Annotated in this window: 17 protein-coding genes and 1 pseudogene; 2 read left to right on the forward strand and 16 right to left on the reverse strand. The window is 35.3% G+C overall.

The genetic code is table 11. From position 1 onward, the window contains the following. Positions 1-21 precede the first annotated feature (21 nt). The 3 genes from AC4BHA_RS15440 to xylA form a co-directional block, all read right to left on the reverse strand. Entirely contained in the window at positions 22-1,530 is a 1,509-nt protein-coding gene (locus AC4BHA_RS15440) for a sugar ABC transporter ATP-binding protein (RefSeq protein WP_066108411.1), read from the reverse strand. 53 nt (positions 1,531-1,583) lie between these two features. Beyond that, positions 1,584-3,194 carry a glycoside hydrolase family 43 protein gene (locus AC4BHA_RS15445; RefSeq protein WP_490558877.1) on the reverse strand — a complete coding sequence of 537 codons (1,611 nt, stop codon included), beginning with the start codon at positions 3,192-3,194 and terminating at the stop codon, positions 1,584-1,586. 127 nt (positions 3,195-3,321) lie between these two features. Then, positions 3,322-4,629: a xylose isomerase gene (gene xylA, locus AC4BHA_RS15450; protein WP_066108417.1), complete on the reverse strand. Its 1,308-nt coding sequence runs from the start codon at positions 4,627-4,629 to the stop codon at positions 3,322-3,324. A gap of 250 nt (positions 4,630-4,879) precedes the next feature. On the opposite strand from xylA, the gene AC4BHA_RS15455 reads away from it, so the two are divergent. Next, on the forward strand, positions 4,880-6,040 hold the full coding sequence (locus tag AC4BHA_RS15455; RefSeq protein ID WP_066108420.1) for an ROK family transcriptional regulator: 1,161 nt from the start codon (positions 4,880-4,882) through the stop codon (positions 6,038-6,040). A gap of 139 nt (positions 6,041-6,179) precedes the next feature. On the opposite strand, the gene AC4BHA_RS15460 is transcribed toward AC4BHA_RS15455, so the two are convergent. Further along, on the reverse strand, positions 6,180-6,368 hold the full coding sequence (locus AC4BHA_RS15460) for a hypothetical protein (RefSeq protein WP_066108423.1): 189 nt from the start codon (positions 6,366-6,368) through the stop codon (positions 6,180-6,182). Between the two features lie 820 nt (positions 6,369-7,188). On the opposite strand from AC4BHA_RS15460, the gene AC4BHA_RS15465 reads away from it, so the two are divergent. Further along, complete coding sequence (locus tag AC4BHA_RS15465; RefSeq protein ID WP_066108425.1) at positions 7,189-8,457, forward strand: MFS transporter; 1,269 nt, start codon at positions 7,189-7,191, stop codon at positions 8,455-8,457. 352 nt (positions 8,458-8,809) lie between these two features. On the opposite strand, the gene AC4BHA_RS15470 is transcribed toward AC4BHA_RS15465, so the two are convergent. From AC4BHA_RS15470 to AC4BHA_RS15525, 12 genes and pseudogenes are all read right to left on the reverse strand, one after another. Then, positions 8,810-9,469: a DUF4304 domain-containing protein gene (locus AC4BHA_RS15470; protein WP_490558878.1), complete on the reverse strand. Its 660-nt coding sequence runs from the start codon at positions 9,467-9,469 to the stop codon at positions 8,810-8,812. A 145-nt stretch (positions 9,470-9,614) separates the two neighbouring features. Then, complete coding sequence (locus AC4BHA_RS15475; protein WP_490558891.1) at positions 9,615-10,352, reverse strand: AAA family ATPase; 738 nt, start codon at positions 10,350-10,352, stop codon at positions 9,615-9,617. 588 nt (positions 10,353-10,940) lie between these two features. After that, a complete protein-coding gene (locus AC4BHA_RS15480; RefSeq protein WP_490558879.1) occupies positions 10,941-11,186 on the reverse strand; it encodes a hypothetical protein in 246 nt (81 codons plus the stop codon). Between the two features lie 539 nt (positions 11,187-11,725). Beyond that, positions 11,726-12,379 (reverse strand): TetR/AcrR family transcriptional regulator, encoded by a 654-nt coding sequence (locus tag AC4BHA_RS15485; RefSeq protein ID WP_490553181.1) that lies wholly within the window; start codon positions 12,377-12,379, stop codon positions 11,726-11,728. Positions 12,380-12,419: 40 nt separating this feature from the next. Beyond that, entirely contained in the window at positions 12,420-13,484 is a 1,065-nt protein-coding gene (locus AC4BHA_RS15490; RefSeq protein WP_490558880.1) for an ABC transporter permease, read from the reverse strand. Next, on the reverse strand, positions 13,481-14,212 hold the full coding sequence (locus AC4BHA_RS15495) for an ABC transporter ATP-binding protein (RefSeq protein ID WP_490558881.1): 732 nt from the start codon (positions 14,210-14,212) through the stop codon (positions 13,481-13,483). Before AC4BHA_RS15495 ends, AC4BHA_RS15490 begins: the two co-directional genes overlap by 4 nt. Before the next feature lie 235 nt (positions 14,213-14,447). Then, positions 14,448-14,672, reverse strand: coding sequence for a hypothetical protein (locus tag AC4BHA_RS15500; protein WP_490558882.1), 225 nt, complete (start codon positions 14,670-14,672; stop codon positions 14,448-14,450). A gap of 344 nt (positions 14,673-15,016) precedes the next feature. After that, positions 15,017-15,748 carry an ABC transporter permease gene (locus AC4BHA_RS15505; RefSeq protein ID WP_490558883.1) on the reverse strand — a complete coding sequence of 244 codons (732 nt, stop codon included), beginning with the start codon at positions 15,746-15,748 and terminating at the stop codon, positions 15,017-15,019. Next, entirely contained in the window at positions 15,748-16,479 is a 732-nt protein-coding gene (locus tag AC4BHA_RS15510; protein WP_490553187.1) for an ABC transporter ATP-binding protein, read from the reverse strand. The genes AC4BHA_RS15505 and AC4BHA_RS15510 overlap by 1 nt, the downstream gene beginning before the upstream one ends. Positions 16,480-16,496: 17 nt before the next feature. Then, positions 16,497-16,910 carry a helix-turn-helix domain-containing protein gene (locus AC4BHA_RS15515; protein WP_490553189.1) on the reverse strand — a complete coding sequence of 138 codons (414 nt, stop codon included), beginning with the start codon at positions 16,908-16,910 and terminating at the stop codon, positions 16,497-16,499. Positions 16,911-17,515: 605 nt separating this feature from the next. Then, positions 17,516-18,713 (reverse strand): annotated as a pseudogene (locus tag AC4BHA_RS15520) (IS110 family RNA-guided transposase). 472 nt (positions 18,714-19,185) lie between these two features. Continuing rightward, complete coding sequence (locus tag AC4BHA_RS15525; protein WP_490558884.1) at positions 19,186-20,595, reverse strand: MDR family MFS transporter; 1,410 nt, start codon at positions 20,593-20,595, stop codon at positions 19,186-19,188. Positions 20,596-21,142: the final 547 nt, after the last annotated feature.

Below are 21,142 nucleotides of genomic sequence, written 5' to 3' on the forward strand. Positions count from 1 at the left end.
CTCCCTAGGATAAGAAATTTATCATTGACTCCCAGTTGCATATTTCATAATCAATTCTTGTGCTTCATCTTTTCTATTCTTATAATCAGAAACAATTAACTCACCGGTTATCTTTCCTTCATGGAAGACATGAATGCGATCGCAAGTACCCAATAATTCAGGAATTTCCGAAGAAACAATCAAAATGGTTTTCCCTCGAAGAGCAAGCTGATTAATAATTGCATAGATTTCTGATTTTGCACCTACATCAATTCCTTTTGTCGGTTCATCAAAAATATAAATTTGATTATCCGCATTTAACCATTTAGCCAGTACGACTTTTTGTTGATTTCCCCCTGATAAACTAGAAACTGGATTATCGATGTCACTAACTTTTATATTCACCTCTTCAACGGAATCATTGGTGATTTTGACTAATTGCTTCTGATTGAGAAGGAATTGTTTCAAGCTAGTAATTGTGATATTGTCCTTAATTGATAGTCCCAAGAAAAGCCCTTGGTGCTTCCTATCCTCCGTCAATAATCCAATCCCATTCTTAATTGCATCTACTGGAGATTTTATGGTTACTTTACGGTTATCAATAGTGATTTCTCCCGATTTTAGGCGATCAGCTCCAAAAAGCAATCGCATCGTTTCAGTTCTACCACTACCAACCAACCCCGCAAATCCTACTACTTCTCCACGCTTTGCTTCGAAGCTCACATCATTTACTTTCCCGGCCTTACATGTGAAGTTTTTCACATGTAAGCGCACAGGTCCAATATCGGTAGGTTGTTTGGGATATAAATCCTTTATTTCCCTACCAACAAGCATGGATATAATTTGGTCTTCTGATAAACTCTTTACTTCCTCCGTCGCAATGTAATTTCCATCACGCATGATTGTAATCCGTTCACATAATTCAAAGATCTCTCTCATGCGGTGAGAGATATAGATACTCGAAAAGCCTTTCTCTTTTAGGCGACGGATAATAATAAATAATACTTCTACATCTTTATCAGAAAGAGACGTTGTTGGTTCATCAAAAATAATTACTTTAGCATTCAAGCTCAAAGCTTTTGTAATTTCAATCAACTGCTTATTTGCCGTAGAAAGAGAGCTTACAAGATCTGTAGGTTTCACCTTAGCTCCAACCATATTCAGCCAGTACTGTGTATCTTCATATAATTTTTTAAAATCAATTATCCCAAGAAACTTATTGATATACGGCAAACGTCCGATGAAGACATTTTCTGCAACTGATAAATCCTCTGCTAAGTTTAATTCCTGATGTACAAAAGCAATTCCTAATTCGGATGCAAGATCTGGTGTCATTTTGCTTATCTGTTTTCCTTCAAAAGTAATTTCACCAGCATCCTTATCTAATAGTCCCGCTAGAATATTCATCAAGGTAGACTTGCCAGCACCATTTTCACCCATCAATGCATGAATTTCGCCCTTACGGACTTCAAATTGAGTATTCTTTAATACATGAACCTTGCCAAAACTTTTTTCAATACCAGTCATTGAAAATAAAATCTCATCTTTCATGGTATCTTAATCCTCCTTTCTCAGAAAATAAGTAACTAAGAGCTACAATTTATTTATTTTTCTTGATACTTGAAGTAATCAAATTTAGCTTCTAGCTCATAACCAGAATAGTCTACGTTCACCATTCCTACAAATGCACCTGTAAAGAAACCGCCATAGCTTTGATTCACATAATCATCAGATAGGATCTTGGCATCCAATTGGACAGGAATATCTATCCACGTTAATCCGTCAAATGAATAAGCATATGTATAATAGCTCTTCTTCACAACCGTCTTAAAGTAAACATATTGAACTTCTTCTGGAATGGCAATTGCCCTTTCCTTTAAATAGCTAGTGAGTACACCACGATTATTCTCAGTCACTTCAATTACACGACCATTAAGCTCGTTCCAGGTTACTTGAACCATGGACCAATGCTGACTATTGTAGTAATTAGTCAGTCCAGCCATTTGTTGAAAAGTTGTTGGGTGATAGCTTAATTTTGTTTCTGCTTCAAATTCAAATGCCTGCCATCTTCTAGCCACAAGTGAATTTTCATGCAGATTAGTTAAGCTTCCAGAACCCATCAATACAAGATGACCATCTTTGATTTTTCCAATTTGTTCTGTAAATGGTACACGTAGAGTGTTAAAGTGAATGTTTAACTCTGGTTGATCAAAATCATCCATCACCAAATAGTTAGAAGGATAACTATTTGGCACCACATTTTTAGGCGGTTCCACTTCAACGCATCCTTGTTTTCCACCAACAATCATTGGCCATAAATCTTTCGACCATTCAACTTTTTGAATCGCAGTTTCTCTTCCTAACGTACACCAGCCACGAGGATCATGGCTAGATTCGTAAGAATGGTGCCATGGACGTCCCGTTAAATGGGCGAAATACCATTCTCCATCCGGTGTATCCACTAAAGACCCATGCCCACATTTTTGCAAAGGATGATCAGGATGATTAAAAGCGGTCAGGAACGTATCTGGTTGACTTTCATATTCACCATAAATCGAAGAAGATCTAGCTACAACTTCTTGGTGTGTATAAGTTGTTCCGCCTTCGGCACAGAAAAGATAGTACTTTCCGAATAATTTATACAGATGTGGACCTTCAACCAGTTTTACATCCGTACCCTTCCATATAATCTTTGCGGTTTCTGGAAGTAAGCTTTCATCCTGCACAGAATACTCCGTGCACTTAATACCATTAAATGGATGATGGTATTCTCGATGATCCCATTCCATTTGCAGCAGATATTTCCGCCCGTCATCATCATGAAAAAGGGAAGCATCAAAGCCTACTCCATTTAATTTGATTGGTTTACTCCAAGGGCCATGGATATTTTCTGAGGTGGTCAGATAGTTTGTACAATCCTTAAACGCACCGTTTACCACTTTCACATCAGTATAAACTAACCAAAATTTCCCGTCAGCGTAAGATAGATCTGGCGCCCATATTCCCCCAGAATCCGCATTTCCTTTCATATCCAGCAATTCAGTAGTTGATAATGGATGCGAAACTAATTGCCAATGAATCAAATCCTTTGATTCATGAATCCTTACACCTGGAAACCACTCAAAAGTAGAAGTCGCAATATAATAGGTATCTTCTACGCGAATAATAGAAGGGTCTGCATTAAAGCCTTTTAAAATAGGATTTGTAATTTTCATGATAAACTCCATTCTTAAGTTCTTTATACGCTATTCCATAAAGACGGTACCCTGTTAAATCAATACTATATAATAGGTTTAAAAGATTAAGTAGCTTATACACTGTGACTGGAGATGTAAATCCTTTTTAGTATAGATAGTCATTTAAGCGAGATTTCACGTATTCAATATGACTGGATTCCAATTTGATGTCATCTAATTTTAATGCGTATTCTGTCAGGCTTTCTAAGTCTTCCTTGCCATTAACAATGGAAGCTCCAATTCCTTCATAGAAAGAGGCATAGCGTTTTTCTTTCAAACTATCAAAGAAGCGATCTTCTTTTAATTTAGCCGCTGCTTTTAGTCCTCTAGCAAATGTGTCCATACCGGCAATATGGGCTAAGAACAAATCTTCCATTTCAAAGCTGGAACGACGCACTTTAGAGTCAAAGTTAATACCACCTGGTGCAATTCCTCCATTTTCTAGTACACCATACATGGCCATCGTAACATCATAAACATTTGTTGGGAATTCGTCTGTGTCCCAACCTAGCAGAACATCACCTTGGTTCGCATCGAGAGATCCTAAGGCATTATTTATGCGTGCAACTTCAATCTCATGTTCAAATGTGTGGCCAGCAAGTGTAGCATGGTTTGCTTCAAGGTTCAGCTTAAATTCACCAGTAAGATCATATTTTTGGATAAACTGTAATGCGGTAGCAGCATCAAAATCATATTGGTGTTTAGATGGCTCTTTTGGTTTAGGTTCAATCAAAAATTGTGGTTTATGATTAATCTTTTCTCCATAAGCTACAGCCATCTTGAATAAACGCGCAATATTATCTTGTTCAAGAGCCATGTCTGTATTCAATAGTGTTTCATAGCCTTCACGGCCGCCCCAGAACACATAATTTTCGCCGTTCAACTTTTTGGAAATATCAAGCCCTTTTTTGACTTGTGCCGCTGCATAAGCAAATACATCTGCATTATTAGTAGAAGCTGCTCCATTTACATATCTTGGATGACTAAACATATTTGCGGTATTCCACAGTAATTTGATTCCAGTTCTATCCATTTGTTCTTTTATCAAATCAGTAATTTCATCTAGATTTCTATAGAACTCTTCTAAAGAATTACCTTCCGGCGCAATATCCACATCATGGAAGCAAAAATATTCAACGCCTAGTTTCTCTAAAATTTCAAAGAAAGCGACCACACGGTTTCTAGCTGTATCCATTGCTGTTTCACCAAACCAAGTTCGTTGATTTGTAGGCAAACCAAATGGATCACTACCATCTTGTGTCATTGTATGCCAGTATGCGACCGCAAATCTCAAATGTTCTTTCATTGTTTTGCCGGCCACAACCTCTTCTGGATTGTAATAACGGAAAGCAAACGGGTTATCTGAGTTTTTTCCCTCATACTTGATTTTTCCTACATTCGGAAAATAAGTCATCTGAAATCCTCCTCCCAAACTAAGCAAGTTAGTTTGTTTATATGTTTTACTAACTTGATTGTAGTCGCTTTCATTTTAGTAGTCAAGTAATTTTTGCACTATAATAAATTTATACTAAATTACTACTTTTCCAACAAATGACTAGTAAATTACTACTTTTCCAACAAATGACTAGTAAATTTATGAAAAATCTATTAGTATATTAGTTAGTATGTTTAATAAATAAATTAACAAAGGAGGTGTTTATGATATGGAAAACTCTCATTATATTATACGTACTCAAAATGAATCCCTTTGTCTGGAGACGATTATTAATAATCTAGGTGTGTCACGAGCTGAACTGGCTACCATAACTGGTTTAACTAAAGCTACTGTCTCTAGCATCGTTAAGAAATTACTGGATGACAATTTAGTCACTGAAACAGGCAGTGGTCAAAGCAGTAATTTAGGCGGACGTAAACCCATCAAGCTACAATACAATGGAAAATCCGGTCTCTCTATCTCTATTGATGTTGGATATAATTACATTCGCGCCTTATTAACTTATCTTGATGGTGAAGAAATTTCCTACATTGAGAAGAAACCAATTACCTTAAATGAAGACACCGTCAGATCTTATTTTTCTGAGATATTCTCTTCTTTTGATAAGATAAAGCCTAAATCGCTCTACGATATTATTGGTGTAGTAATCGCTGTTCATGGACCTGTTTTTAATGGAAATATTATTTTTACTCCACATTACAATTTAGATAAGATTCGATTCCGTGAAATAACTGAAAGCCTAATTGATTACCCTATATTTCTAGAAAACGAAGCTAACTTATCAGCGCTAGGTGAGTATACTTTTACATCTGAATCCTCTAGTTTAATCAGTATTAATATTCATGGAGGTATAGGTGCCGGTATCGTCCGAGACGGAATTATACAAACTGGTTCGCATGGGTTCGCTGGAGAGATTGGCCACCAAATTATCTCTGCTGGCGGTAAGAAGTGCAAATGCGGGAATCTCGGGTGTTTAGAAGCCTATGCCTCAAATAAAGCTTCCTTTGAATATTTTGCACAATTAAAAGATATGGATTATGTCAATGCAATTATTTTAAGAGAATACTATAACAATGGGGATACTGATGCCAAAAAAGTCGTCAAGGAGAATACACGCTATTTAAGTTTCGGTATAAATAATATGATTGCCCATTACGACCCTGAGGTTATCGTTTTAAATAGTTCTCTTTACCGCGAAATTCCTGAAATGATGACAATGTTAAAAAATAATCTATATAGCACTTTTTCTAAATGTATAATTGTTCGAAACAGCAAACTTAATGAACGAGCTACTCTTCTAGGAGGCTTAGCCTTAAATCTCCAAAATTTCCTTGGTATTAAACATATGAAATTCAATACAAAGGCTTAGTGGAATTTTCAGATGGACCTAATGGATTTCTTTGCGTTTGCTCTCGTTCAAATGATTTTCCATAGGTAAAAATGCCCAAGTAGTCAACTATGCAGACTTGTTTGGGCATTTTCAATTAGATTCCCAGAACTTGCATGCATCAAGGCTCAAGCGACTTTACCATGTTCATTAGGCCACACAATGGATAACCAGATAAAAGAGCTGAAAATGCTATGAGGGCATAAATAAAACGTTCGCTTCCGATCCCTGTTAGCCATAAATTCCATGTACCGCAATTTTCATAGTAATTGCCCTCGAATTTACTGACAAATCGTAAAGTTAATCTCATTTCCCCCCTCTCTTCACTTCAATTTCAAATATTATATATAGCAAGGCCTTTCTTTTCACGTTTTCGCATGCAAAAAAGCCGGTGAAATTTTACTTATCGTAAACACTTCACCGGCTTGCCTTTTTGCTAAAACACAGTTACTCTCCGCTTTATATGTCCATTCATATCCCTTCGTTTCGAATTTACCAATCGAATAGTTTATAGCCACTTTTTCATAAGTTTGGATGGCACATTATTACAATCACAAACGAATGAAGGCAAAATTAAAAGACCTAAACCCGGTTGAATAACGGACTCAGGTCCTCAAAGCAGCATGACTATTTATTTCTAACTTTCTTGGGTCAGATCAAAAAAGGGCTGACTTCCTTATTTTAATATAAGCTTCGCTACACTTTCCACGTGTGTGGGGTGTAATTGACAACACATGGGATGTTGGTGATGTTTTTAAATAACCTAAAAGAATATATAGAAAGCGTAAGTTGGCTTCTAACAGCCAAATTATTTGCAAGTCCCAAATGTCTCTTATGTTGCTTCACCTTTAAATTGCCAATCTTACTTTCTATTGATCTTATTGATATAGCCGATTCAACAATATACTGAGTAAAATCTTTGAACTTTTCATTAGCTATATTAAAAACAGGTGTTAATCCTACTAAGCTTCGATAAAGGTATTATGTGAGTATATAAAAAAGAGGAAGGTCAAAATTGTAACTCTCCTTTTTTATAAGGTAAAATAAATATAGAACATACTGATATATTTTTTTGCGAAAGCAAAGGGTTATGGAAAGAAAAAATTATACAGGGACAGGAGGGGTAGAACATGCAACAGAAAAAGAAAAAAATTCATTTTGCTTGGTGGGTATTGTTTGGGTTAGCCATTATGATGGGTGTTGCACGTGGTGGCATAAATAATGCTGCTAGTTTATTTTTAACACCTGTGTCAGAAGATTTAGGCGTTGGTATGGGACAACTTACCCTATACTTGAGTGTCTCTTCCATTGCGATGATGGTATTCTTGCCGTTTGCCGGAAAGATAATGGGTAAATACGATATTCGTATGGTCTTGATTGTATCCATTCTGTTACAAGGTGGGGCATTTGCGTTATTTGGAATGATGAATTCGGTATGGGGCTGGTATTTATTAGCGATTCCGCTGTCTGTCGGTAGTGTTCTTGTGACACAATTGGCAGGTCCCGTTCTTATAAACCAATGGTTTAAAAAACGAAACGGACTAGCCCTTGGTATTATGATGGCAGCGAGCGGTATGTTTGGGGCGATCATTCAACCGAATGTAGGAACGTTAATTGCCTCACAAGGTTGGAGAACTTCTTACATCATTGTTGGGATTGCGGCGATTGTCATTGTAATACCAGTGGTTTTACTGTTCATTCGTATGTCACCACTACAAAAAGGTCTATTACCTTATGGCTTAGACAAGGTAGAAGCTAACGATTCGAAACAAGATGCACAAACGGTAGAAAACAAAGGTGTCACAGCCGCAGTGGCGAAAAAGTCATTGGCCTTTTATGCTCTATTATTCTTTTTATTCTTAATTACCGCGGTTGCAAGTTTTGCTCAATTTATTGCCCCTTACGCACAAAGCATTGGGTATGATGTCCAGTTTGCCGGAAATGTCATGGGTGTGTTCATGTTTGGTGTTTTAGTTGGATCATTGGTGTTCGGTTTCTTGACCGATAAAATGGGTGCAAAGAAAACCACCTTTTTCTCCATGTTCGTCGGATTGATTTCCGTTTTCTTATTGATCTTCATACCAGACAATCCAATGGTATTTTCAGTGGCAATCGGATTATTTGGATTTGTTTCTTCATCAGTTGGAACGCTAGGACCGTTATTGACTACTTCTATCTTCGGCACGAAAGAATATGGCGCCATTTATGGAACGGCAGCATTAGGATTAGCATTAGCAGGTATTACGGCGCTCCCTGCTTATGGGTTTGTATTTGATGCAACGGGCAGCTATCTATACGTGTTATATGCTGTTGCAGGGATGATTCTGTTAAGTGTCTTGTTAATCATCATTGCGTTCAAAGGTAAAGAAAAATTAGAAAAAGCGGGTCAATGGAATTAAGCGATATAGTTAAGGAGTAAGCGAAATCACATCTGTGGTTTCGCTCTTTTTGATACCCTCCTTTTTCACTTGTCTATTAGCAGTTTACTTTAAACCCAAAGGGAACGTTTTCTTTAGAGCAAGGAAAACGGAAATATTCCCGAATAGAAATCAGCAAAGGGGAGCTAAGAATGAGAGTAGATATAAATACATAGAAAAATATAGCTTGCTTTTATGGGTCTGTATTGGACTTGAAAGGCGAAAGAATTATGAGGATACGACTACCAAATTTTTTTAAATAGTATTACCGATTGAAATCATTAAGAAAATTTTCTACTGCTATATATTGAAAAAGTACAGTACTTAAATCTAATTACAGGGAAAAGAAAAAAGCAGCGCCAAAGGGCAACTGCCTTATTTCAATACTAATTTTGCTACACTTTCCACGTGTGTGGAGTGTATGTGGCAACACAAGGGATGTTGGTGGGTTTATCAACATCTTTACCTGTTTTCGTAAGGATTGTTGCTTTTGTCTAATATTTATTCGAGATATGAAAACAGGCACCTTCAGAAAGAAGTCGGTATACTTGCTCTTAAAAGATTTACCGATATCTTTTATTACCTCATCAACATTAGACCCATCTGGCTCAACCCACCAAATGTCAGTTCGAGTTCTATCAGCTGGGTTATCTAAATGACGAGTGTAGTTGGATTGGTTAAGATTACAATTTAGCTCTTCTCGAAGATGACATTGGTACTCTTTAGGAAGCAATTCACCGTTGGTACCTTTTTTTATTTCCTCTATCCTTGGTATAAAGACATAATATATACCAAGTTCTACGTGAATAGACATAGGGGGCCAACCAGTAACCTCAGAAAAATAGTTACCAACAGCCCCGATTTTCAACACCCAAATGCATTGATCAATCCAACGCCAGTTATTCCTTGTATTCACCTTATTGAAGCCATTTTCTTTTAATATAGGGGACAGTGATTTTCGAATTACTTTATTAATTTCAGGAGAGCCAATCATACTTATCTACACCCCTTATTTCCACTATTTTACATCCATCTCTTTTGAGCTAAACTGCCCGTTACTTCCATAAGAAATTCAACACAAAAAGGCATTAATCCTTCTTGGACCAATGTCTTTGTTAGCGGAGTAAGCTATATTTTTATTAATCCTCGTCATTTAAAAATAACTCTTCTAAGTACCTTTCCTTTCTATCTAAAAAACCCTTTGTTATTTGATAATGTTCTGTGTCTTCATATCTGACACTTTCGATTACATTGGAATCAAAACTAAAGATGTGTGCGTTTGGATACCCCAGAAGAATAGGCGAATGTGTGGCGATGATAAATTGAGCGTTTCCGCTACTCACCAATTGATAAATAACTCTCATAAATGCTAATAGGCGAGCTGGTGATAATGCTGCCTCGGGTTCATCCAATATATAAATACCCTTACCCGAAAAACGGTTTAAAAATAGCGATAAAAAAGATTCTCCGTGAGACTGGTGGTGTAATGATTTACCTCCATATGCTTGATAAATAGTCGGGTCTTCCTTGGCTAGTTGATCCAGATGAGACGCAAAATGATAAAAACTTTCAGCCCTTAAAAAGAAACCTTGATTGATTTTTGGCAACCAAGACAAACGAATGTATTTTCCCAAAGCAGCGTGGGATGAATCTACATCGTATATATTGTTTATTCCTCCGCCTGCTGTATTAAACCCACATTTGTAAGCAATTGCTTCAAGCAAAGTAGATTTTCCTGAACCATTCTCCCCTACAAAAAATGTTACTTCACATTTTAAGTCCAATGTATTCATTCCTCTAATTGCAGGCACAGTGAATGGGTACGTATTTAAATCAGGTACTTCTTCTCGTAAAAAAGTAATTCTACGTAAAAACAACATTAGTTACACTCCACTTTTTAATTTAATGGGTATTGAGGTATTTCTAAAGCAATCTGTCCCGCTAGTACGATAATAAAAAAACTTTTAAAAATGATTCTGGTAAACTCATAATAATGGTCTACTATTAAGATTATGTTACCACAATAATCCAGTTCCTTCTTCTGCTATCCTGCCCCGTTTCTACAATAAGGAGTTCAACAGAAAAGGGCATTAATCCTTCTTAGATTAATGCACTCGTTATCTGATAAACCACTATACACCAAATACAATAACAGAGCCCCAAAATTACCACTTTTGATAATAGCCTTTACGAATGGCCATTTTATTTAATTGGAAAGGCTGTTTTCGTAAAGATTGTTGCTAAGGACATAAAAAAGAGACAGCTTTTTTACTGTCTCAGTTATTCAACGAAAGCCCCCGTAGCTTAATAACTTGGGATCTAAACTGTCCCGCTGCTCCCGCAGGATTCGCCCATCTTTCACTTCCGTCCTGTCTTTGTATAATCAACATTGAAATATAATAGATCCTTATTTATAAATTTCTAGCAGTGTCTTTCATAGCCAAATGTCTGAGGAGTGAATTTGTTTATTTATTTTTACCGGTTTTTTCATTGCCGTGTTTAAAGTTCCCTGTAATTTTAGCTAATAAAAGCTGTACTTCCATTATATTTTCTGCTGCATTTAATTTTTCTATAAGTTGCGCAGCCTTCCCATCCTTTACAATTTTGATTTGCTTACCTTCGTAATAGATGATCACTGTCCCTTTTTTCGTTATTTGGTAATTGAATGGCTCTTCCCTTAATCTGTTGCGTTTATCTATTTCACTCACCATATTACCCCCTGATCGACAAAATAGTTTACAAGCCATTTTGTATAAACAATCAAACTATCCTTTTTTAGCGGTAACTGCCCAACCGAAAATACCACCCACACTAAACCCAAAAACTAACACTGAGGCTATATCGTCAAATGCTAAAAAACCAAATACTGTCATCATCATTATATAAAAAAAATCCAAAACCACCTACCTGTATTCATTTATCTTCACCTCTGAAATAAAATTTAATTTCTTTTAAAGTTTATGCCATTAAATGCGATTATAGAAAACAGTATAAAATTTTGCTTATTCACTAACCTGCCCCGTTTCTACAATAAGGAGTTCAACAGAAAAGGGCATTAATCCTTCTTCTTGGATCAATGCCCCCATTAGTTTAAGTACAAACATTCACAATATTTATTATGTGAATTGGCATAATTCCATCATTTTTCTATATAAAAAGGAAAGGCAACTAAATTATAGCTGCCTTTAAATGAAAAGAGATGGTTTTATTTAAGTCTATTGTTATCCATAATCTTCAAAGAAAAATCCCTCTATTGAGGAGATTGTCCAAGCCCATTCAGTATAAAAAATATAGCTTCCTCAATTTCATTTTCGCTCACGGAATGTTTATTTAACAATGCAAAATTAGAAATAAATAATCCACCTATTACAGTGCTTAGCATTTTTAAAATTATTTCATTCGGTATATCTCTAATTTCGCCCCGTTGTTTAAACGCTTCAATCACTTTTATTAAGTGATTGGATCCAACTTCTAAAACAAAGGGAAGGAATTCGTTTCTAAGTTCCTCTTTATAAAATATTTCCTTAATGAACACCTGAAATATTTCTCTATTTTCCGCAAGAAAAGCACTACGATTTGTTAAAAGAACTCTTAAGAATTCCTCAAAAGAACGCTTATCATTCATTAATTCCCCAATGAGTTCATCTGCCATCGTAGGAAAAAAATCTTTTAGAAAAGGAACCATTATAGATAACAATAAATTTTCCTTTGTTCCATAATGTTTGAAAATTGTTCCTTCTGCTACGCCTGCTTTTTTAGCTATTTCAGATGTTGATGTATTTGAATATCCTTTTTCCGCAAAAGAAGTGATAGCAACCTCAATAATTTTCTTTTGCTTAACCGTTTGTTTATTGGATTTTTCAAGTATTTTAGCCATTTCATCCAGTAGATTATTATTAACCATTTAAATCACCATCTTTGCGTAAAGCTGTATCGCTTCCGTATTATAGCTTACGATACTTTTTCAAAGCAAACAAATTTAAAACGATAAATACTGCTGCAAAAGCCAATAGAATATATAGATTACTACTAATTTCAGATAAACTTAAGCCCTCGTACATTACTCCTTTTAATGCATCTGCTGCATAATACAACGGCATAAAGTTTGCGAATACTTGTAGCCAATCCGCCATTCCCTCAATGGAAAAAATACCTGAGAAGAATATTTGTGGCACAATAATAATTGGTATGAACTGAATCATCTGAAACTCGGAACTTGCGAAAGAAGATAATAATATTCCAAGTGACAAGGCTACAAGGGCGATGATGACATTGATTAACATAACAGTCCAAATGGAACCAACTAAAACCATATCCAATACATTTATCGCAAACAAAACGATTATAACTGTCTGTATCAATGCCAGTAAACCATAGCCAACAAGGTATCCTGCGACAATCTCTCCTCTTTTAATAGGGGTTGCTAATAGTCGTTCCAACGTGCCAGTTGTTCTTTCGTTTAATAAGCCTATGCCAGAGATTAAGAAGACGAAGAAGAAGACAAAGAACCCGACTAAAATAGGACTAAAGGTATCAAAAAGCTCTGTTTCACTGCTGCCATAAACATAATTTGTGTTCAAGGAATCTTGTGAGAGCAATTCACTCTGTATTGCGTTAGTCCCCATCAATTTTAATTGCTTTGCTTGAGTATCAATTTGCTTTACTTTCATTTCTAAGCTTTTTGCTATTGTCGGATCATCATTCAGTAAAGTTAAGGTTGTTTGATCGCCTTCCACTTGTAAAAAACCATCTAAATCTTTATCAAGTATCATATCCTTAACATTAGAAACTTTGTTATATTCTTTTACTACAATATCTGCGTCTTCTAATTTTTCGATGATTTGCTGATTCCCATTAGCAGCTCCTAAAACAGGATCAACGGTATTTCCATTAAAGACTAGGTTCATTAGTGTTAATACTAATAATGGAGCAACAAAGAGAAGAACCAATGTACGCTTATCTCTAAGTATTTGCAATAAAATCCTCTTAATAAGTGCTACTGTTCTCATTGTACTTTCCTCCCAGCATCCAAAAATACCTCATCTAAACTATTGACATTATATTGTTCTTTCAATTGGCGAGGTGTTCCAGATGCTATGAATGAACCATCTCTAACCATTGCGATATAATCACATTTTTCGGCTTCATCCATTACGTGAGTCGTTACAATAATCGTTTTGCCTTCCTCGTTTTTCAATCTTAACAGCTCATTCCAAATACTTAATCTTAATTCAGGGTCTATTCCCACAGTAGGTTCGTCTAATATCAAAACTTGGGGATTTTGAATTAAAGCGATTGCAAGAGATAATCGACGTTTCATACCTCCTGAGTACGCTGACACTCTTTTATTAAGGTCTGCGGTCAAGTTAACTAATTGTGCTGCATAGGTAATCCGTTTCTGTTTTTCAGTTTTGTCTAACTTAAAGAGCGATGCGAAAAACATAAGATTTTCTTTACCAGTAAGTGCTTCATATAAGGCATCTGATTGTGCCATATAGCCAATTTTTTGCAAGATATTTAAATTAGGCATTTTTTCACCTAATAAATGGACGGAACCTTCATCAGGAAAGTCCATTCCAACAATCAACTTTATCAAGGTTGTTTTTCCTGCTCCTGAAGGCCCTATAAAACCATAGATACTACCTTGTTTAATATCTAAGTTGATATCTTTTAATACCACTTTTTTGCCGAAACTTTTCGTTACTGCTTGTATTTGAATAGTATTAGTTTCATTCATTATGTAATCCTCCTTTCAAAAGTGAGCGTTTACTCACTTAGGTTGATTATAATTCCAAGTTAACTGGTTTTCAATAAAAAAAGTGAGTAATTACTCACTTTTTTTTAAAAAGGTTTATATATTATATTTCTTATTCAACTACCCTGCCCCTTTAGTAGCATAAGAAAAAAGAGCTGATCACAGCCCTTGATATGAGTAATGCCCCCGATAGTTTAAATACATTTGAAACTAATAGTTATCCAAAGTAATTCTTAAAACACCAAACCGCAAGAGACATACTCACTATGCCCCAAGCAACGGTACTCCATATCCACAAAATTACGGATTTGGCTTTTGATGAATTTTCCTCGTCTTCTATATTGGCTTTTATAAAAACTACCTTACTTTCCATACCTTTTTTCATGAGAATAACAAATCCCGTTATTATGAAACCAATAGTTATCCAGAATAATAAGTCCATCTTTTATAACTCCCTTTCCTCTCAATCCTCTTTGTTCAACTACCCTGCCCCTTTTCTACAATAAGGAATTCAACAAAAAAGAGCATTAATCCTCCTTGGATCAAAGCCTCGTTAGTTCAATAAGGAAAAGAGAAGCAATCTTATTCAACAATCGCGCCTTTTAATTGAATAACAATCAGCTTTTATTAGCTTGAAGCTCATTTTCTAATTTGTCTAATAAAGTTTTTTTTATTTTCAGCACCGTAACGGAGGCTAGCGCTTTCTATTTCAATAATCAACTTTTAACAGAGCTGTTAATTTTAATAAAAAAACCTACGTTTAAGTAACGTAAGTTTGATTAACTATTAATTTTGCTGAATTTTATATTTGAAAATAAAAATCGAAAGACTAAAAAGGACAGCTGCATAAACTACCACAACATATAAATGGGGAAACATTGCGCTAAAGTCTTCTGCCACAATTGCTCGAACTAAATCAACAGCGTGGACGAATGGCAGGGCATAAGCGACTTTTTCAAAAGCTCCCCCAACTAACGATAAATCTAACCATGTGCCAGATAAAAATGCTGTTAAGTTAGTTAATAAAGCTCCGCATAAGCCTACTGCTGCCTTTTCGTTAAATAAGGAGCCACATAACAGTCCGATTCCTATGAAAATAGTAGATGTAATGAGTAAGGCAATAAATGCAAATACATGGTTGAAAGATAGCTCCAAACCTAAAAAGTAAGCGGTTATAAAACAAGTAATACTTTGAAGCACAGCAAATATCCCTAAAGGAAGCGTATATCCAATAATAAAATCACTTGCTTTCATAGGAGTAGTTAGCAATCTTATTAAATAAGAAGTAGAACGGTCTTTTCCTAACGTTTGTGCTGCAAAGAAAGCAATGAAAGAAAGGCTAAATACTGCGATGCCAGGTGTCAAATGTTCAATATTAAAAAGTGCTTCTGGAACATTGCGATTAATCGCAGTTAAAATCATAAGTAAAATGATTGGAAAGACTATACCAAAAAATAATGAAATCGGGTCACGTACAATTTCTTTCGTACAACGTCCAGCAAATGCCAATGCCCTCATTATAATTCGCCTCCTGCTACGAAATGCACAAATGCATCCTCAAAGTTTTCTTTACTTGCTGTTGTAAGGAGTTCGTCTACTGTACCTAGTGCCTTTATTTCTCCATCCTTCATAATACAAATACGATCACACAAGTTTTCTGCTTCTTCTAAATAGTGCGTCGTAAGTACAATTGTCGTTGTCTCTCTCAGTTTATTAATCATTGCCCATAATTCCCGACGGCTAATAATATCTAACCCTAATGTTGGTTCGTCTAAAAATAAAATTTTAGGATCTGCAATGAGAGCCATGGCAATACTTAACTTTCGTTGCCAACCACCGGATAATTTTTTACCACGTTGATGTTCGTAAGGCTGTAGTGAAAACTGGCTAATTAAAGCATCTGTTTTTTCAATGGACTTCTCCTTCGAAAAGCCGTGAATGCGTGCCATTAATAATAAATTTTCGCGCACAGATAAATTTGGTGCAATGGACGTTTCCTGAGGTGACACAGCGAGTAATCCCCGGATACTTGGCAACTCTTTACTAAGCGAATGCCCAAGTACAAGCGCATCTCCTGAAGTTGGTTTGGCAAGGCCAGTTAACATATTGATAACGGTCGTTTTACCAGCACCATTAACTCCAAGCAGTCCAAATAGTTCACCTTTGTTAATTGTAAGTTTCATTGGAGAAACGGCAACTTTTTTTTTAAAGTGTTTTGATAAACCTTGAATTTCAATTGCTGCATTCATTCATTTTTTCCTCCTTTTTACTGAGGTTTCATCATATTTAAAAACCGTTTAATCATTTTTTCAGGTGCTAACGCTAACCCACGTTCCTCATCCCCTATAATAACGATTGAATCACCTGGGTTAATTCGAAAAATTTCACGTGCTTTTTTCGGAATGACAATTTGGCCACGTTCCCCTACTGTTGCTGTTCCAAAAAAGTGCTGACCTTTAGGTGGAATATCTACACCCATTTCTTCTGAGTTATGGTTTACTAATGCATCTAAGGTTACTCCAAATAAATTGGCAATGTTCATACTATGGTGTAAATCCGGTGTCGATTCACCTTTTTCCCATTTTGCAATTACTTGACGTGAAACATTTAATTCTAGGGCTAGTTGCTCCTGCGTTAGATTATGACGTTTTCTCAACGAGCATAAATTCAAATTAATCATACTTTTCATCCTTTCTTAGTTAATTATAAACACGATTTTAATCGATAATCTACCAACGGAGCGTAACGTTAATGTTATAATTCGTAGCAAAATGTAAAATGAAAGTAGATGTGAATGATAACCCTCACATTCTAACAAACCGTAAAATTTTTAAGACCTTAGCTCTGTTAAAATTGAATGTTAAGAAAAAGAGTGATTGACTCCTTTACGGCTATCCATAATTCTTTAATAGAAAATTAAATCTACTACTAATTACCATTTAAAATCTTCTCTCATTTTTCAACGTTGAAATTTAACATATCCTAATTAAAATAACAACCTAAAATGCTGACTAAACAGCATCTCAGGTAGATATTTTATAATTCCGCACTTACTTATGATACGGTTTCACCTGATGTAATACTATACAAGTAAATATTTACTTCACAATATGGACCGATTGTTGAACATAAGTTTAATATCGATCTTCAACTAAACCAGCTAATAGGTTGTCAATATCTCTCTGTATATTTCATTTTTTATATGCTATACTGTTTTTGGGTATGCCAAATAACCCTCCAGTTTCATTTTGGAAGGTTTTTCTTATGTTGGATAAATATCATTTCCTAAGCTATATCTAGGAAATTCTGGTTCTTTTTCAATAAAGCATAAATCCAATGAAGCAGCTTATTGATACAAGCTACAATGGCAACTTTCGAAGGTTTTCCTTCTGAACGTTTTCTATCATAGAACTCTTTGAGCTTTTTATTTCTAGAGCTTCTTACATAAAACAGCTAAATATAAGCTATGCCTTAGCCTACTGGAACCTCGTTTGGTTATGCGATTTATGTTCGCAGTAAACTTTCCAGATGAATGGACACTAGGATCGACTCCAGCGAAGGCCACTAGCTTCTTAGGGTAATTAAACCGATCAATTTCCCCAATCTCTGAAATGATTGTTGCCGCAATCTTTTCACCGATACCAGGAATCGATTGGATAATCTTATATTCTTCTATTTCATTTGCCAGGGATACCATTTGGCTCTCTAAATCCGTTAGGTGTCCTTGGTAGTGAAATAAAATATCGATATACATACTAAGATTGATAAGATGGCTTTCATATTGCACTTTCTGAAAAGGATTCTGAGAAGCTGAATGAATTAACTTTCTTGCTTTTTCTTTAGCCCACTGTACAGACCGACTTGGACAATATTCTCGTATTTTATCTTCTAGTTCTTCCTTGCCAGTCTTTAGAACCTTCTCCGAGGTAGGGTATTCCTTTAATACCGATAAAGATACTTTCGAAAAAAGATCTCCAAAAACCTTTCTGTATTCAGGGAAAACCTGATCTAAAATCATATGAAAATGCAATTTTGCCTCCACATACATATTCGTCATTATTTCTTGTTGTCTCGATAGATTTCGAAGATTTAAGAGCTGAATTCCTCTCCTCTTTTGAGGTTCAAACTCTTCTTTGTAATAGAGAACACACAGTTGATACGCATCATATGCGTCAGTTTTCACCTTTCTTAAACTAGACTTCTTCGCTTGATGAGAAATGATTGGATTCAATAAGATATAAAGTATGTCATTCTCTTCTAAGCATTGAACAACGGGTGTATGATAATGTCCTGTTGATTCCAATATAACCACAGGCATCTGCCCAGTTGTTTCCTTCATTTCTTCTAAGAAACAGATAAACTTCTCCAACTCTTCACGATTATGCTTAATCGAAAAACTTGTTCCATACGGCTTTCCTTTATCTAAAAAAGCCTGTACTTCACTTTCTTCTTTGGCTATATCTATACCCACAACTGGGTTCATTCTTTCTCCTCCTCTGATAAATTCACCAGTACCCCTAATCCTCCAAGTAGTATTATAGCTTCGCTTGTTATACGAGATCTCAGTCCCAACCAGCCTCAAACATATTTCTACAAGTAGGGGGTGACATATACCTTATATATCTTTTCTTTGTACCTCGTGTTGGAATTGATACATTACTTTTCACCCCGTGTTACTCATATTCTTGATTAATTGATTATACCTTTTTTCACTAACCTACCCCTTTTGTACAATAAGAAATTCAACACAAAAAGGCATTAATCCTTTTAAGATCAACGCCCCATATAGTTTAAGTGTATTTTTTCACAAAGATAATTATTTATGAGTTATATCTAACTGTATATGAAACAATGTATAAATCAAAGATTTGTTCGTTCTAAAATGTAATAAGAAATCAAAAACGTTCATAAAGTGATTGGATACCTTTACGAACGTTTTTTCTGTTGTTTATTATTTAATTTGTTGGTCGGCTATTTTTAATAAATAGTGATCCAATTAAGCCAATCAAACCAGTCACTAATACAGCGTAAAATGCATAGTTAATACCATTTGCTAAAAATTCCGCAGGATTAGCTGCACCAAATTCTGCAATATAGTTATTCTGACCAGCAGTAAATAATGTAATGGCAAGAGCTGTACCAGCAGCACCTGCAACTTGAGTTAATGTATTCATTGCAGCTGAACCATCTGCATATAAATGTTTTGGTAGCTGATTCATCGCATTTGTTTGTGCTGGCATAATTGTCATTGAAATACCTAAGAAAAGAATACATAGTGCAGCAATCACTTGCCATACTGGTGTCGTTGCTGAAAGAATTACAATAAACATAATTGCACCAATTGTAATCAGTGTAAATCCAATACGTGTGAAAACACGAGCACCAACTTTATCGAAATTTGATCCAACGATAGGTGCCATAATAATATTTAAAACGTTAGCAGGTAACATTAATAACCCAGCAGCAATAGCTGTATAAGCTAATACACTCTTTAAGTAAAGTGGAATTAAGATCGCAACCGATAAAATTACGAATAATGTCGTGAACATTAATACTGAACCTAATGCGAACATTGGATATTTAAATACACGTAAATTAATCATTGGCTCTTCCATTTTAAATTGGCGAACTGTAAATAAAATCAATGCCAACACACCTGCTACTAATGGTGCCCATACTTTCACGTCCGATAATGGTAATTCTGCTAGTGTTGCTAATGCATACACGATACCTCCAAAGGCGATTGTAGATAATAATAACGATAGTACATCAATTTTCGGCTTAGAAATATCTGAAACGTTCTCCATCCTTGGTGCCACTATTACTAATAAAATGATATTTAACGTCATCATAATCCAGAAGATATAATTCCAGCTAGCAGCACTAATAATTAAACCACTTAGTGTTGGTCCTAATGCTGGTCCTGCTGTAATTACTAAACCAACGATTCCCATCACTGCTCCTCGTTTTTGAATTGGGAAAATTATTAGCACAACGCTAAACATTAATGGCAGGAAAATCCCTGTCCCCATTGCTTGAATTAAACGACCGATTAATAAAATTGAAAAACTTTGGGCAATCGCTGCAAGCAAAGCACCCATTGTAGAAATAATTAATGCCCCTACAATTAGTTGACGTGTTGTAAACCAACGTACTAAATACGCCGATAACGGTACCAAAATTGCTAAAACTAATAAATAACCTGTAGTAAGCCACTGTGCTGTACCTGCACTAATCGAGAAATCTTCCATAATATTTGTCAATGCCATATTTAATGCTGTTTCACCAAATAAACCGATGAAAGAACCAATCATTAAAACAGCAGCCATCAATTTCGGATTTTTCACTTGTAAATGTGATTCCATAAAAAAAAAACTCCCTATTCTATATAGTTTTGACGTAATGACTTTGTAAAAATACATAAAAATCAGGTAGATTTAATACCAATAATTACGGTACTTTCGATAAAACCGTTTAGTCTAGTTACAACTATAGCAAAATTTTTTTGAAAAATTCAATTCTAATGTTTCTGATACAACCAACGAAAGTCACATTTTAGACACATTTTTTCAAAATAAACCCAGTGAAAGGTGGATTGAAAGATATGATTTTATATTTCAACTAATATGTAAACGTTCTCTTTTATTAATCTATCTAAATTCCCTACCTATAAGTCCAGTTAAAATGCGATTATATCAAGGTTTATTGGGGCTATAAAAATCAGCGTTACGTAATTCTTTTAAATTTCAACAGTTGAGTTGACAAATCTACGGAATTAAGGGAAAAAATATATTTAGAATAATTAGACTTTATATAGAAAAGACAGCTATAATGTTAACGAATTACATAAAATTTCTATACGGGTGGACAGATGAGACTAAATATGTGTGGGAACATAATTAGATGAATATG

Source organism: Pradoshia sp. Z3_51, assembly GCF_058215915.1.